Raw genomic sequence first — 14298 nt, forward strand, 5'->3', positions numbered from 1 at the left:
GAATTCATGAAGAAACTGACTATGGCACCGCCGATGGTCGTTGCGGACAAAGCGCTGATTGCGTCTGTCATTTTTACCGTACCGCCGCAGGGTATGGCCTCGATAGGGCAGTCTGACAGCGTGTCGCTTGATACGCTGCTGCGGGAAATACTGAAACGTCTGAAAACACCGTTTTTGCTGTCGGTTTACCCGCACCGTGTTGGCCGTCGCAGTTGCGTGGCGGTACACCTGACGGATGAGAATGAAAAAAAACTGGATATCCTGATCACTGTGACTGGCAATACGCTGTGGCCCGGTGAAGCGGAGTTCAGAAATGGCCTGCGCTGGAATGTCTGCGTACCCGACGCCACCGACCTGCTGTGGGTACTGAAGGAGATTGACAGAGTTACGGGCGGGGAAATCTGCAGTTAACAGGACCTGCGTGTTTGTCGGACAGCGCAGTCTGCTGTCTGACAAATACGCAGGCTGCGGGTGCGGGCGGCAAAGAGCCCGCGTTGATTTGCCTTTCAGTCCTTCGGGAATATCGTGTCTGAAACATTACAGTCTGCCTCTTCGATGCCAGTCCCGAGTTGTCAGTAGCCATTGTTGTAGCGACTCTGCATTTTATACAGGCGTCGTGTTTCATTTCGTCGTCCGTCCGGTGCTATGTTTGCGCCCATACTGATGCAGTGTTCCCTGCGACGGGCAATGGCTTCCCGTACGGCATCGTCGTCCGACAGGTCCATCACAGCCAGCCACCGGCGGGCGGCACGGCGCCACTGCCCCCGGTGTTCCAGACTTTCAGCAATACTGTCTTTCAGTTCCATATATCTCCATCGCCAGGCAGTCATGACATTGCCGGCTATTCTTCCACAGACGCAATCACAGTTCTTTATTTAACCCTCAGCGCGCTTACGGAAAATGGCATCTGAACCCCCATATCGGAGACTTCTGATGCGCTATCCCTTTGAACTCGATCCACAGATTATCCATCACATTATTTACAGCCAGGCCGGTTCCATCGGCAAGGCCGTGATAGAACTCATCATGAACAGCGTCGATGCCGGCGCCGGCGCGGTGATTATCGATATTACCCCGGAAGGCTTCTCCTGCCGGGATGATGGCCGGGGTTTTGCGTCATACGATGATGTTAAGCGCTACTTTGGCCGGTTCGGCACCCCGCACCAGGAGGGCGATGCCACTTACGGCCGTTTCCGGCTCGGGCGGGGGCAGATTATGGCACATGCCCGGACGCTGTGGCGTTCGCAGCGATGGCAGATGTCCGTTGATACGCGTGAAATGGGGTATCACTATGATCTGGAAGAACTGACTCAGCCGATTCAGGGATGCATCATCAGCGGTGAATGGTATGAGCCGCTCACCAGCCAGGAGCGTATGTCCTGCCTCCAGGAAATCCGCGACCTGGTACGCTATACGCCCGTCACGGTACATCTCAACGGCACCATCATTACCCGGAATCCGGCGCTGGAAAAGTGGGATATGGAGGACGATGAGGCCTGGTATCGCCTGCGCGAAGACGGTGCCGTATCCATTTACAATCAGGGCGTCCTGGTACGACATGACCCGGCTCATATCTGGGGCGTGGGTGGCCTTGTCGTCAGTAAAAAGCCGCTCGCGCTGAACGTCTCACGCACCGAAATCCTGCGCAAGACCTGCCCTGTGTGGGCATCGATTGCGGCCCGGTTTGGCCGGCTTGCTGCCACTTTTTCTGACAATCAGGGTAAGCACCGTAAAACGGAAGCCCGGCGGGAGAAAACGGCGCGATCGCTGCTGTCAGGCGAGGGAGACATGCAGAGTCTTTTCAATGGTGAGGAGGTCATCACCCTGCTGCCCGGAAAGCAGCATGTTACGCTGGAGCACTTCATCCGCAAATGCTGCCATTACCCCTCTGCGGTGGATAAAAACTGTTTCACTCTCATCCGTTATGCCGGTGATGTGCCCCGGGGAGAACTCATTGCCCGTGCGGGGATCGCACCCGTGGTGCATCCGGTCACGCTTTCCCGCTTTGGCTGTTATGAGCCGGAAGAGTTTATGGAGTGCCTGAGCCGTGTCCGGGAAAACCTCATGGCGTACAGGGAACCCCTGCCCCGGGAGCAGCGATGGGGTTCCGGCTGGCTGTCAGAACTGGCGCTCGTTGATTTTGAGACGCTCAGCACAAACTTTATCGACAGCACGCAGATGGTCAGTGAGAAACAACTGGATAAGGAGACACGGCGGGCGTGGACGGCGCTGCGATGGTGTCTGGCCCGGTATGCTGCCGTCTGTTCGGGGGGGGAGGCGGGTTATCAGTCACGTTCTTACGGCGGCAAATGCTTCCAGATCCTGCTGGGTGAGTCCACGTCGTCCGATGCCTGGACGGACGGTGAAACCTATATTGCCTACAACATTGATATCGTGCGCCGGCTGAAGCCTGATGCGCTGCGTACCGCCAGCCTGTTGTTCAGCCTGACGGAACATGAGGTGGCGCATGAGGGTGACAGTCTGGACTGTGGCCATGATGAGGCCTTTTACCAGCGGTTTCATGACATCAGTACCCTGTGCGCCCCCGACAGGCAGCGTTATATGCACGTCTGGCTGATGAAATACACCACCAGTCTGGAAGCGGAGAGCAAGCGTGCCAAAGGCACAGCATGGCGGGAACGTTACCTGACCGAGCGAGCCAGTACCGGCCGGGAGAAAAAGGGGCTTCCCGGTGTCATCAGCCATGAAGGCATTGAGGACGCTGTGAACGCACCGGCTGAGCCGGAAGATGTAGCCCGGCTCAGCTTTCTCAACCTGCAGTTGAACGGTGCGGGCACGGTAGCACCGGCGGAGACCGACTGGAATAGTGTGGTGGCCGCGGGTATTGAGCAGACCCGGGTAAATCAGGACATACGTGGCCAACAAAAGAAACTACTGGAGGAATGGTACGCTTCAGATAAAGATGAGACCGATATCCTGACGGATGAGCAACAGGCAGATGAAGCCGAAGAGCAGATGTGGCTGGAGTCCCGTAAATTGCATTACCTGTCCATTTTACCCGGGGCGACTGAGGAAAATCTGCATGACAGGGCTGTGGCATTTCTTGCTTATATGACCGATTCAGAAGAGGAGGAACTGGCCGCCTGGGCCATGCGGGCCTGGGAAAACAGTGACCAGTGGTATGCCAGAAATACCCTGTCGTGCAGTGAGGCTGATTTCCTGTATGAGCAGGATTTTGATCAGCCACTTGGGGAAAATGTCCCGGCAGACTGGCTTCCGTTTATGCAGGAGGGCGAAACCCGATGGAGCATTGAGCGTAACGCGGCAGCGGCCGGGTTTATCCGGGAAATGGATTATCTGGAGTGGCGTCGCGACAGCGCCATCGATGACATTCCCTGACTGTGCATAATACAGGGTTTGTCAGCCGACCGGGTGGTGTGGATTTTGCTTTCTGTCAACCAGTCATACGGATAATAAATTATCGGCACCGGGCTCAGAGTTAATTACTGACCAGCTGTATCATTGACCGCACCCTGAGCGGGTTACTCACTCAGGGAGTGTTCTCCATGAAATTACCTGTCTGCTGCCTCGCAGCACTTTTCCTTACCGCCGGCGTCCGTGCCGGCACCGTCATTTATACCGACAGTACCCACCCGGTCACGGGCAACCCCGGTCCTGAAGTGACCGTCGTTCTGCTCGATGCCCCTGACCGGCTGCAGGCGCAGCTGTTCGGGCCGCTCCCGGCAGACCCGGCGCAGGCTGAGCAGCAGGCGCGGACGGTTATCGGTTCACCGGATTTTCAGCGACGCCAGCAGGACCTTGCCGGGGCTTATGCCGGCCTCACGCGTGCCTGGTCGCTGGGTCTTGAGAAATACCCCGCGGTGGTGTTTGACGATAAGTGGGTGGTTTACGGCACCTCTGACGTCGACGTTGCCACACAGAAGCTGAACGTATGGAAGGAGAAGGCACAGTGAAAATGTCTTTCTCCCGCCCGCGCCGGCTGGCGCTGGCCACGTTAATGGTCTGCACGGGCACGATGGCCAGCGTCAATACCGCCAGCCTGCTCTCCAGTGCCACCAGTCCGGACTGTATCAGCTGGCGCATCAGCGGCATCTGTTACTGGCTGTTCTGCACGCCGTTCGGCTGCTCGGTGAAAACCTCCGTGAAGGTCACGCATTTTATTCCTGAAGCCGTGGTTTCGGCCTACCTCAGCCCGGGTGCCAATCCGTGGACCGAAATGTCGGCTGTCAGCAGCCTGGCCGACAGCACCGAAAGCACGCTGCTCGGTAGTGCTGCAGGTGTGGCCACCGGCGGTGGCCGTCAGGAGATGAAAGCCCCGGGTGAGCGCAAGCAGAACCTGCACTTTTACTATGGCGATGCGTATGGACATCCGGCCACCAGACTTATTGGCGGGATGGTCCCGGGTTATTCGTGCGACAGTGCCGCCACGCCCTTTATGCCGTACTTCACAAGTGCTCTCGATGCACTGGCCTGGCGCACCGGCGTGCCGGAATCACTCTACCCGGAGGCGCTTATCCCCGGACAGCGTGAAATCGGCAGTACCATCGGCGGCAATATGTGGGGCAACGTCTACCCCCGCAGCGGCTTTGTGACCCAGACCGACAGCTACAAATCGGCGGCCATGGTGGTGCAGCGCGTGGCTGACATCATTACCCGCCAGGGACAACTGCATGTTTACAGCCCGCTCACCGGCCAGCGTTCGCCGGGGTACTGGCCACCCGACCCCGTGCAGGAAAACACCGGTACGAAAAATCACAAGTGGCAGCGTCTTTCCCCACAGCTGTCGCAGAGCTGCGCGGTGTTCCCGGACACCGGTGGACAGGAGGCTCAGGACGGCAACTACGCCTGGGCACTGTGGCAACCGTACAGTTGTTGCAAGCGACGCGGGCAGACTTTTCTTTACAGCACCGATTTCTCATGAGGACTATGCAGATGAAACAACAGTATCCGCAGCGGCTGCGCCGCCCCCTGGCGACACTGGCACTTTTCGCCGCTCTTTCCCTGCCTGCACTGGCCGTGAATACATCGCTTTCGTCCGATGGCGCCTCGGTCAGCGGTGCCATCAATGACGGTCTTTTTTACTCCATTGGTGGCGGTTCAGTGATTTCCCCGCCGCCGAGCCGCAGCAATATGTCGCGACTCGGGCTGAACGACGGCTGGAGCAGTGACCTCATGTGCGGCAACTTCGACCTGAAAACCACTGTAGGCAACCAGCTTAACGGTATCACCAGTGGGTTTAAGGACCTGATGGGTAACGTGATTCAGGGGGCGACCGGGGCGGTCATGAGCATGCCGGCGATGGCCATTCAGCGCGCCAACCCGGGTCTGTATGAAATGCTCACCAACGGGGTGCTTCAGGCGGGGCTCAGTTACGACAAAGCCCTGCTGAACTGCCAGAATATGTCGAAAAAACTCGCCGATTACACTGTGGGCAGCAAGTGGCAGCAGGCTGCTGTATCTGAGGAGTACAAGGATATCGTGGCGTCCAGCGGCGGGGATGCGGTCTCCAGCGACCAGCAATTGCAGAAGGCCACCGGTGAAGAAGGTGTCACCTGGGTCGGCGGCCAGAAGCGCGGTGGTAAGGGGCAGCAGGCCATCCAGCCCACCCGGGACCTGGCGAAAGCCGGTTATAACATGATGAACAGCCTGCCGGTGACCAGCAACAGCAGCGTGGGCTCCGCCAGCTGCAATGGCACGGCCTGTCAGCGATGGCCATCGTCCGATGATGCAGCCGCCGCGGTGGTGAAAGTGCTGGGTGACCGCTCCATCCGTACCTGCCGTGAGACCAGTGAATGCACCAGTGGTGGCACGGACAATCAGCCCGGGAGTACTGTTGCCGGCACCGGTTTCTCGCCGGTGCTGGAGGATGCAACGAAAACCAACCTGGAACAACTGGATAAGCTGGTCGGCGGCCAGATCCAGCCCACCGCGGAAAATCTGGGGGCGCTCAAAACCGGCAGTCTGGTGGTGACACGCGGCGTCATTCAGTCGCTGCGCGATGACCCCGATAAAGCCGCTCTGGTGCAGCGTCTGGCGGGTGAGCTGGCGATGGCCGACACCGTCGAGACCGCGCTCACCATGCGCCGCATGCTGACCACCGGTGAGTCTGAACCGAATGCCGCCGAGCAGCCAGAGGCGATTGCCGAGGGTGACCGCCGCATCGATGCCCTGGACCGGGAACTGAATGCCCTGCGTAACGAGATGGAGCTGCGTAAGGCCATCAGTAACAACAGCCTGCTCACCACGCTGGAACGTCAGGGTGCCCGTAACCAGGATAACCAGCTGCAGCAGAAAGCCGGCAACCAGGACCAGGGCTTCAGCCAGATGAACCAGACGCAATCCTCAGGAGCAAAGTGATATGAAGCGCTCTTTTCTTCGCGGTCGTACGGGCCGCATTGTCCTGATGATTGCCGCCTTACTGCTTATAACCGTGGCCATGTTCGCACTGGCCTCTGTGTTTATGGCGTATGACCCGGATGGCCACCTGACCCGTCGCTGGCTGCATGACAGCCGCTGGGCACTGTTTACCTGGCGGCTGCTCATGTATGCCGGCATCGCGGTAGTCTGGCGGATGAAGGTCCGGCCGCAGATGCTGGCGCGCTGGCCGGAGGTCCGGGCTCGCCTGCCGCGCACGGAACTGCTCGGCGTACTGTTTATTGCGGCCACGGAGTGCGTGGCCTGGGCAGGTGTGGCGTGAGGAGGAGGGGACAATGACTGCGAACAGTTTTCTGGAGTATTTTCTCATCCTGTTCGGCTGGGTGATGAACAACGCCATGTGGACCATCCTCGGCAGCACGGGGCTGTTCGCCCTGCCGCTGGTCTTTAAGGTGATGGGTGTGTGGCTGAAGGTCCGGGAGGAAGGGGCAGACGAAGGCAACAAAGGGTTGCTGGCACTGCCCCGTATCGAGCATGCGCTTTACGTGTCGTTTGTGGTGATGTTGTTCTGCTGCATTCCGCTGCTGCCGGTGGATATCAGTACCATTAAATTCGACAGTTCCCGGGCAAAACAGTGCGGTGTCAGTGTTCCCACGCCGCAGAACTCCGGTTACAGCGGACTGGTGAACGACTTTGACGGCCGCACGGCTGAGGTGCCCATCTGGTGGTATCTGCTGCACATGATTTCGAAAGGCACCACGCAGGCGATGATTGCGTCCATCCCGTGCGGTACGGAGCTGCGCCAGATGCGGTTTGACGTGCAGAACACGAAGCTGCGTGACCCGGTATTGCTGCAGGAGGTGCAGGATTTTGCGAACCAGTGTTACTCGCGGGCGTACTTTCGTCTCAAGAACAGCAACAGCCAGCTCAGCGATGCTACCATTAACTCGGTGGGCTGGATTGGCAGCGACTATTTTCTGAATACGTCCGGCTATTACGATTATTACACCGCCACCACACCGAGGGGCCAGTGGCCTTATGACAGCACGCGCGACAGCGGTTATCCGGATACCGGGCAGGGAGGCTATCCCACCTGTAAAACGTGGTGGTCAGATGGCTCGTCCGGGCTGCGCAAGCGGGTACTGGCCAGCTTTGGTGACAACACGCGTAAGGAGATGCAGCGATCATTCCCGGGGACGCAGTGGGAAGAGGTCGCCCTGCGCTGGCTGGTCAGTCCGCGTAATGCCGGCCTCTCCGGAGACGGAACGACGTATGCCGTGGGAAGTTCTGATAACGTGACCGGCGTGGTCGGTAATATGACACGACTGACGTCCACTATCGGGCTGGGCCTCAAGCAGGCGGAAGCGCTGCCGGGATTTGATGCGCTGAAACAGGCGCTTCCGATGATTCAGGCGCTGCTGCAGATGATGATTATTACGGTAATACCGGTCCTGATGATGTTCAGTGCCTATGAGCCCAAAACGGTGGTGACGATATCATTTGCGCTGTTTGCGTTGCAGTTCATCACGTTCTGGTGGGAACTGGCCGGGTGGCTCGATGACCGTCTGATCACCATCCTCTACGATAATATGGCCCAGCAGGGACTGGCCAGTTCTGTACCTTTTGCGAATTTTATCAGCTCAACCAACGACGGCTGGATCATGAATCTGGTGCTGGGAATGATGTATGTGGTTTTCCCGGTGTTCTGGATTGGCATGCTTAGTTGGATTGGCGTTAATTTGGGAACTGCAATATCGACAGGTTTGGAAAAAGGTGGTTCTTTGCCACAGAAGGCTGGTGCAGAGGCGGGTAGAGATGCCCAGAAGATTGCTACAGATAAAGCCGGAGGTGCTTTAAAAGGGGGACTTAAGCTTAAATAGAAGCATTTATAAGATGAACTGCATGTTGCTTAGAACGCGCAGTTCATCTGTTATCATTCCATTGTCTATCTTGACTTTCCCAATCTTCTCTTTCTGCATCCCAGCTTTCACTCCACTCTTCATTTTGTTTTTTACGTTCTGGAGTAATAATCATAAGATCTGCTATACCAGCCAGCACAGCAGTTCCACATGCATTGGTTGCACTGGAGAACTCAAGCGGTTCTGGTTTCTTCCTCTGCAACTTTGACTCATCACAAACAATATTACGGCGTTTATTGGCGAACCGGGCAAATGTGCTGGCGATATCATCAGCACGGAATCCATCTTTGCTCATATTTACCTCCACCTATTTAGCCATTGGTTATCATTATTTAAACGAACCCTGATTAATTCTACACCAGGTAATTCATTAATAAAGCGGTAAGTGAGAATTTCAGCTAGCATGGGCGAAGCGGTGAGGGACGGCGATTTTTTCCGCCCTCACAACCGAGATTTCCAGCGCTGACCGATTAGCAGTGGGAAAACTTATCACAGCATTCCGTACTTCTGTTCGCGGGCTTCAAAGGCCTGACGCCCACCTTCTAATACGTCGCAGATGGCCTTACGCATGCTGTTTTTCTGCCCGTGGTCGCCGTGCTCAAGTGCGCCGCTGCGGTAGCTGATCACTTCATCTTCATTGCTGGCCACAATTACCTGTTCGGCGTCACAGTTCACCACCAGATTGGCATTATGTGTCACGATGATGACTTGCCGGTAAAGTTTGATTTTGCGGAAAAGCGGAACAAGCTGGCGCATGATAAAGTCATTATCAAGGTCGTCCTCTGGCTGATCGAAAACAAATGGAGAACCAAACGCATCGGTCGCCAACTTCAGGCAAACGTAGAACGTTCCGCGCTGTCCAGCCGACAGCTTCTCAACCGTTTTTCCTTTGTATTCAAACTCGGCCCTCACCGTCAGATAGCTGCTGATGTGTTCGGGGCTGCAGAGGAAGCGCTGCAGGGCGTAGGGTCCCTGATTGTTGAAATACTCGGACCTCCAAAGAAAGGCCTCAAGCGTAATCTTATTTCCGGGTTCCTCGGGAAGCTCGATGATGGCATCACCCCGGACAAGTGCCACAAAATCATCAATGCTCCTTACGCCGAGAACCTGAGTTAGCTTTTCTGTGCCAGACTGCTCGCCTGCAGTCCGGAACCGTCCGCGGTTAAGTCGCTCAAGTATTCCATTATAGAACCTAGCGGTGTCAAAGTGAGGCTGTCCGTAAATACGTATATCGGTCAGGATCTCTTTTATCAGTTCCTGCTGGTCAGGCTTAAGATGTGGTTTTTCCGCTAGTGCGGCAAAGCAGGAGTCGATAGCCGTTTTCTGCTCCAGAAGCTGACGGACATAAGTCTCCACCAAGTTTCCCCTCTGCCGGACGTCATTGTTGTACTGTGTAATACGCTGCTGAATTTCTCCATGTCTGAGCTGCGCTTGCTGAATTTCCCGCTGATAGCCTTGAATTTTGTCGAGCACGCCAGTGATGTCCTGTTCAATACCCTGCTCCCGGAATTCAGCAGTTATTCGCAGATTGTCCTCTCCGGTCTCCATCAGTTGAGTCTGTAGCGCTTCCATATAGGCTTTGACTCTAGCCATCAGCTCTGACAGATCTAGCGGTGGCACGGGAACCACGCCGGCGGAAACCGTATTCATCTCGGTCAGGCGGCTATTCAGTGATGTTTCTGCGGCTGTAGCCTCCCGCAGAAAAGCATTTCCTGCATTGATGCCTCGCGTCAGTGCGGTGGCTCGTAGACTGTTTGCCCGAAATCGTTCAATCAGTGCTTTGTTCTTTTCACTAGTGAGTGTGTTTATCTTATCCTGGGCGACCTTGATAACTTCGTCCTGATACCCGGGCGTATTGATATAGTACTGGCGCTCATCCTGGGCCACATAGTATTCGCGGAACGTTTGGAAGGCGTTCAGGTTTTCACCCAGCCCTCTACGCTGTTCGTCCGCAACCTCGCAGTCGGCCAGCCGAAGCATTTTTTTGATCTCATCGCTGATAAGGCCGGGTTGCTGGCATAGGGTTTTGATTTCCCCCTGCGAAACGTGCAGATAGTCATAGCTGTCAGTGCGAGTATCAAAAAGCGTCTTTTCACCGTTTGTCTTATCCAGCTCTATTGACAGATGTTCAACGTTGACCTCACGTTCTTCAATGCCGTACGCTGTGGCGCCGGCAAAGCGGGAGCGCAGCGCGTCAAGAAGAAGGCTCTTACCTGTACCCCTCCCGCCGATTATGGCCACCATGTCTTGATTCAGAGGAATACTCTGTTTTTTAAACCGGATTGCTTGCCCGTCGAAAATTGTGCCTTCAACAGCAATATGGCTGAAATGTACTTTTGGGGGCCTTTGCGCCAGCCAGTCCGCGCCCAACTGCAGGCGAGCTTCTGGTTCCAGCAATGCCTGACGGAGACCCTCAAATGTTGGCTTCGCCTTAACCCATGTGTAAGCGCGGCCAATGTGTTCTGCCCGATGAGCGTCCGAGCAGTGAAAAACTGGTTTAAGCGAGGCTCCCGGATAGCGCGTTGTCGTTAAGAAGTAATCTCTATCGTTGGGGTCCCCAAAAATAATATGTCCCTGACGATCAATTTCAGTAGCAATCGCTGCTGAACGCCCGGTTGCACCCGGACGGTAGCCGCCGTAACCATTCGGGCAGACGGCTACGATATAATCGATAAAAGGTCTCAGCGCTGACGAAAGATGTTCGAGCAGATCACTGAGGTTAACCACGATGGTATCCACGTTATGCCCGCTATCACGTACGCTGCTTTCACAAGCGTATACTTTTTTCCCACTATCATCGGTCAGCTTCAGAGGAAGTCTGGAAAGTATCTCGTTTATTTTTGAGGTACTGAGCTTGTCGGAGAACAAAACGTGCACATTGATAAACGCTTCGTCTTTATTCTGTTGATCGAGACGAAACTCGACGTTGCCAAGCACTGTAATATTAAGACCCTGCCGGCCAATTTCACTCCGGATAATCTCCAGTTCATTTTCCTGGAAATAAAAATAGTTGGTCAGGCCTATCAGGGACAGTTGTTGCTCTCCCAGCTTTCTGACGTAGGTCTCTATATCACAGTTATCGGCGTATACATTGGCAAGCCAAGTCATCGGACTGTGAATGTGCAGGTCCCATTTATTCCATTCAGAGCCTTTCATTCGCTGCAGTTCCCCTCTATTCGGGATTAATCTCATTGAGATAATAATGAGAGCGTTTTGAGCTTGCCATGTTTTTGAGCAATTATTAGCATCAGGGTGTCGGGGAAGTCATACACACTTACAGAGACAGAGGAATAAATGGGATGAAATCGGCCAGAGAAACTGCTGTTGAACTGGCAGCGCTCCTGACTCTCTGTCAGACGCTTCAGTCTGAAAAAAACGGGGTGGGGCGCCACGCGCCGAGCGTGTTTGCCAGCGACCATGAAACGTTTTCGGAGCGAATTGTAGAGGCGTGTATGTATACGAAAATGCTCAATTATCTGCTCCCCATGCACAGCCAGTTGGTCACGGTGGGAGATGAAATGGAACGACAGAGTAAAATCCGGGTAAACGCTAGTGAAAGTTATGCACGAGTCGCCTTGGATCATCTGCTGGCGCAGTATCTGCCCGGTCAGTCCCGGATAAATGACTGTGTGGCAGCTTTGCCGGCATTTTCTGTCCCACTGATGTAAAACTTCCTCATCCTGAGGTGACCATCGACTGGTCGGCCGTGCTGGCATTACGTCACACTGTTTAGCTAATAAAAGCGCGAGGAATATCTAGCCATTTCGTTGTCTAAGAAGGTGAGAGCATTTCACGTTTCATCTGCCGTTCAAGCGCTATTCACACTTCCCTAACCCGGAATGGTTGATCCCGTCCAGCACTTTCATCAGTTCATCGCTGTTCGCGCGTGGCTGTATCCGGATAAAATATTTACTTATAGGGGTGATAAGCATTTCGCTATGTCTGAGGTGTTTTCCATGAAGTACGCTTGTGCTCTTATTCAGCAGGGAGTTACACAGATGGAAATAACTGAAGCAGATGAAAGACATATCTCCGCGATTCAGCAGATATACGCCTGGCATGTATTGCATGGCACAGCCACTTTTGAAACAGAGCCACCCGATGTGGCAGAAATGACCGCCCGGCAAAAAAATATACATGCTGCCGGACTCCCGTGGTTTGTCGCGACAGAGAATGGAGAGGTTCTGGGTTATTGTTACCTTTCACTTTACCGTGAAAGATGCGCATACCGATTCACTCTGGAAGATTCCGTATACATAGCCCCTGCATTTCAGGGGCGAGGGATCGGAACGTTGTTATTGTCACGTGTAGTGGCATGGGCAGAGGAACATGGTTTTCGCCAGCTTATCGCCGTAGTGGGTAACAGTGAAAATATCGCCTCTCTTTCACTGCACCGTTCCGCAGGCTTCAGGCATACGGGGACACTTAAATCCGTGGGGTTTAAGCATGGTCGCTGGCTTGATACAGTAATACTGCAACGCACTCTTGGTGCCGGTGATGTTACACTTCCGGACATACCCACTGGCTGAGGCTCTTCTCTACATCCGGGAGGGCTATTACGGGGCGTGCCTTCCCCGAAAGAAATCAGATATCTCCCGTAAATCTTAAGCACTATATGCTGCGCTGGTTTACCCTCCCGGAAAGTGCAGAGGCACTTTCCTTACGTTCACTGTAGCGGTCAACCAGGTAGGCAGTTCTCCCCCGGGTAAGCAACGTAAACTTCATCAGCTCTTCCATCACATCCACGATCCTGTCGTAATAGGCTGAGGGCTTCATCCTGCCTTCTTCATCAAATTCCTGCCAGGCTTTGGCGACTGACGACTGATTGGGAATGGTGATCATACGCATCCAGCGTCCTAAAATACGCATCTGGTTAACCGCGTTAAAGGACTGGGAGCCACCGCTGACCTGCATCACCGCCAGCGTTTTCCCCTGCGATGGGCGTACAGCCCCTTCGCTCAGTGGGAGCCAGTCTATCTGTGCTTTCATAATCCCGGTCATCGCCCCATGACGTTCAGGGGAGCACCACACCATTCCTTCTGACCATCGCACCAGTTCACGTAGCTCGGCAACTTTTGGGTGGGTATCCGGAGCATCATCTGGCAGGGGAAGCCCGGAAGGATTAAAAATACGGACTTCAGCGCCCATGGCGGTGAGCAGGCGTGCTCCTTCCTCCGTAGTCAGGCGGCTGTATGAACGTTCACGTACAGATCCATAAAGCATCAAAATACGTGGTGCATGCCCGGGCGTTTCAGATAAAGGTTTGCCAGTGAAGTCCGGAGTATCGAAAATGTCAGGGATGATATTTGGCAGGCTGTCATTTAATTCGTTCATTGCAGGCTTTACTCACAGGTTGATGTATTGTTAAAACACTGGCTGCGCTGCCCATGCAACACTCATCCAGCAAAAATCCGACAATCTGGGTCAGTTGTTCATACTGCGGCTGGCAGTACAGGGGGACGGCCCTGCCTTTCCTGACGTATGAGCCTCACTGACTCCCTGAAAGGGCAGAGTGAAGAATCTGCTGTTGCCGGGCGTTTGAAAAATACAGTTCAGGGGCCATCAGGGTACAAATTTGCCCCCTGATGGATAATTTTTCGACGGGAAGGTCTGCCAGCACATTACGGCATTGTTACTGGTAGCCGTATCGCTTACAAAGATAATTGACCTGTACCGGCGAAGTCAGTGATTTTGGCCTGATTAGCTGGACCTGTTTTTTCACCTGAGCAGGCTGATAACCTGACTCGAGCATCAGAACAGCGGCCATCATGCCTGTCCGGCCAGAACCACCATGACAATGGATAACCAGCGTCCCGCCAGACCGGACTAAAGCCAGCAGGCTCTTTTTCTCTCGGGCAAATGCCTGTTCAAATGGTTCTTCAGGTGCACAGCTGTCTTGCACGGGGAGGTGAAACCAGTCCATATGAAGGTCAGCGCACAGTGACGGAAGTGCATCAGCCTGATTTTCACTGAGTTCAGCCAGCGTCATCATGTAGTGGCACACTAAATTTGGCCACCTGAT

At 54.7% G+C, this 14298-nt stretch carries 14 protein-coding genes and 1 pseudogene; 9 read left to right on the forward strand and 6 right to left on the reverse strand.

The features are described 5' to 3' along the window. The first annotated feature begins 6 nt into the window (after positions 1-6). Positions 7-411, forward strand: a complete 405-nt coding sequence (locus ECL_RS02180) for a hypothetical protein (protein WP_007372621.1) — start codon at positions 7-9, stop codon at positions 409-411. 161 nt (positions 412-572) lie between these two features. On the opposite strand, the gene ECL_RS02185 is transcribed toward ECL_RS02180, so the two are convergent. Then, entirely contained in the window at positions 573-830 is a 258-nt protein-coding gene (locus tag ECL_RS02185; protein ID WP_237558160.1) for a PerC family transcriptional regulator, read from the reverse strand. Between the two features lie 103 nt (positions 831-933). On the opposite strand from ECL_RS02185, the gene ECL_RS02190 reads away from it, so the two are divergent. The 6 genes from ECL_RS02190 (at position 934) to ECL_RS02215 (ending at position 8237) form a co-directional block, all read left to right on the forward strand. Continuing rightward, complete coding sequence (locus ECL_RS02190) at positions 934-3360, forward strand: ATP-binding protein (protein WP_013095179.1); 2427 nt, start codon at positions 934-936, stop codon at positions 3358-3360. 167 nt (positions 3361-3527) lie between these two features. Beyond that, positions 3528-3935: a TIGR03757 family integrating conjugative element protein gene (locus ECL_RS02195; RefSeq protein ID WP_013095180.1), complete on the forward strand. Its 408-nt coding sequence runs from the start codon at positions 3528-3530 to the stop codon at positions 3933-3935. A 2-nt stretch (positions 3936-3937) separates the two neighbouring features. Next, positions 3938-4903 carry a TIGR03756 family integrating conjugative element protein gene (locus tag ECL_RS02200; protein WP_233607940.1) on the forward strand — a complete coding sequence of 322 codons (966 nt, stop codon included), beginning with the start codon at positions 3938-3940 and terminating at the stop codon, positions 4901-4903. Positions 4904-4914: 11 nt separating this feature from the next. Then, entirely contained in the window at positions 4915-6339 is a 1425-nt protein-coding gene (locus ECL_RS02205) for an integrating conjugative element protein (protein ID WP_013095182.1), read from the forward strand. Between the two features lies 1 nt (position 6340). Next, on the forward strand, positions 6341-6679 hold the full coding sequence (locus ECL_RS02210) for a hypothetical protein (RefSeq protein ID WP_013095183.1): 339 nt from the start codon (positions 6341-6343) through the stop codon (positions 6677-6679). Positions 6680-6692: 13 nt separating this feature from the next. Continuing rightward, on the forward strand, positions 6693-8237 hold the full coding sequence (locus ECL_RS02215; RefSeq protein ID WP_013095184.1) for a conjugal transfer protein TraG N-terminal domain-containing protein: 1545 nt from the start codon (positions 6693-6695) through the stop codon (positions 8235-8237). A gap of 43 nt (positions 8238-8280) precedes the next feature. Here the strand turns inward: ECL_RS02215 and ECL_RS02220 are convergent, their stop codons facing one another. Both ECL_RS02220 and ECL_RS02225 read right to left on the reverse strand, forming a co-directional pair. After that, complete coding sequence (locus tag ECL_RS02220) at positions 8281-8571, reverse strand: hypothetical protein (RefSeq protein ID WP_013095185.1); 291 nt, start codon at positions 8569-8571, stop codon at positions 8281-8283. Between the two features lie 194 nt (positions 8572-8765). Beyond that, on the reverse strand, positions 8766-11432 hold the full coding sequence (locus ECL_RS02225; RefSeq protein WP_013095186.1) for a TrlF family AAA-like ATPase: 2667 nt from the start codon (positions 11430-11432) through the stop codon (positions 8766-8768). Positions 11433-11575: 143 nt separating this feature from the next. On the opposite strand from ECL_RS02225, the gene ECL_RS27590 reads away from it, so the two are divergent. Further along, a complete protein-coding gene (locus ECL_RS27590) occupies positions 11576-11944 on the forward strand; it encodes a hypothetical protein (protein WP_227522475.1) in 369 nt (122 codons plus the stop codon). 103 nt (positions 11945-12047) lie between these two features. On the opposite strand, the pseudogene ECL_RS27605 reads toward ECL_RS27590, so the two are convergent. Further along, positions 12048-12181 (reverse strand): annotated as a pseudogene (locus ECL_RS27605) (DNA polymerase V subunit UmuC); the annotation flags it as partial. A 93-nt stretch (positions 12182-12274) separates the two neighbouring features. On the opposite strand from ECL_RS27605, the gene ECL_RS02235 reads away from it, so the two are divergent. Then, positions 12275-12805, forward strand: coding sequence for a GNAT family N-acetyltransferase (locus ECL_RS02235; protein ID WP_013095190.1), 531 nt, complete (start codon positions 12275-12277; stop codon positions 12803-12805). Positions 12806-12887: 82 nt separating this feature from the next. On the opposite strand, the gene arsH is transcribed toward ECL_RS02235, so the two are convergent. Next, the gene (gene arsH / locus ECL_RS02240; protein WP_013095191.1) at positions 12888-13610 is read right to left on the reverse strand and encodes an arsenical resistance protein ArsH; all 723 of its coding nucleotides are present in this window, start codon (positions 13608-13610) and stop codon (positions 12888-12890) included. A 298-nt stretch (positions 13611-13908) separates the two neighbouring features. Continuing rightward, positions 13909-14268, reverse strand: a complete 360-nt coding sequence (locus ECL_RS02245) for a phosphatase domain-containing protein (protein ID WP_237707064.1) — start codon at positions 14266-14268, stop codon at positions 13909-13911. Positions 14269-14298: the final 30 nt, after the last annotated feature.

This window comes from Enterobacter cloacae subsp. cloacae ATCC 13047, assembly GCF_000025565.1.
In the GTDB taxonomy this organism is placed as follows: Bacteria; Pseudomonadota; Gammaproteobacteria; order Enterobacterales; family Enterobacteriaceae; genus Enterobacter; species Enterobacter cloacae.

What these genes read in the sequence shown, in the direction of transcription:
- ECL_RS02180 (WP_007372621.1), top strand. Translation starts at nt 7, where the DNA reads ATGAAGAAACTGACTATGGCACCGCCGATGGTCGTTGCGGACAAAGCG.
- ECL_RS02185 (WP_237558160.1), bottom strand. Translation starts at nt 830, where the DNA reads ATGACTGCCTGGCGATGGAGATATATGGAACTGAAAGACAGTATTGCT.
- ECL_RS02190 (WP_013095179.1), top strand. Translation starts at nt 934, where the DNA reads ATGCGCTATCCCTTTGAACTCGATCCACAGATTATCCATCACATTATT.
- ECL_RS02195 (WP_013095180.1), top strand. Translation starts at nt 3,528, where the DNA reads ATGAAATTACCTGTCTGCTGCCTCGCAGCACTTTTCCTTACCGCCGGC.
- ECL_RS02200 (WP_233607940.1), top strand. Translation starts at nt 3,938, where the DNA reads ATGTCTTTCTCCCGCCCGCGCCGGCTGGCGCTGGCCACGTTAATGGTC.
- ECL_RS02205 (WP_013095182.1), top strand. Translation starts at nt 4,915, where the DNA reads ATGAAACAACAGTATCCGCAGCGGCTGCGCCGCCCCCTGGCGACACTG.
- ECL_RS02210 (WP_013095183.1), top strand. Translation starts at nt 6,341, where the DNA reads ATGAAGCGCTCTTTTCTTCGCGGTCGTACGGGCCGCATTGTCCTGATG.
- ECL_RS02215 (WP_013095184.1), top strand. Translation starts at nt 6,693, where the DNA reads ATGACTGCGAACAGTTTTCTGGAGTATTTTCTCATCCTGTTCGGCTGG.
- ECL_RS02220 (WP_013095185.1), bottom strand. Translation starts at nt 8,571, where the DNA reads ATGAGCAAAGATGGATTCCGTGCTGATGATATCGCCAGCACATTTGCC.
- ECL_RS02225 (WP_013095186.1), bottom strand. Translation starts at nt 11,432, where the DNA reads ATGAAAGGCTCTGAATGGAATAAATGGGACCTGCACATTCACAGTCCG.
- ECL_RS27590 (WP_227522475.1), top strand. Translation starts at nt 11,576, where the DNA reads ATGAAATCGGCCAGAGAAACTGCTGTTGAACTGGCAGCGCTCCTGACT.
- ECL_RS02235 (WP_013095190.1), top strand. Translation starts at nt 12,275, where the DNA reads ATGGAAATAACTGAAGCAGATGAAAGACATATCTCCGCGATTCAGCAG.
- arsH (WP_013095191.1), bottom strand. Translation starts at nt 13,610, where the DNA reads ATGAACGAATTAAATGACAGCCTGCCAAATATCATCCCTGACATTTTC.
- ECL_RS02245 (WP_237707064.1), bottom strand. Translation starts at nt 14,268, where the DNA reads ATGATGACGCTGGCTGAACTCAGTGAAAATCAGGCTGATGCACTTCCG.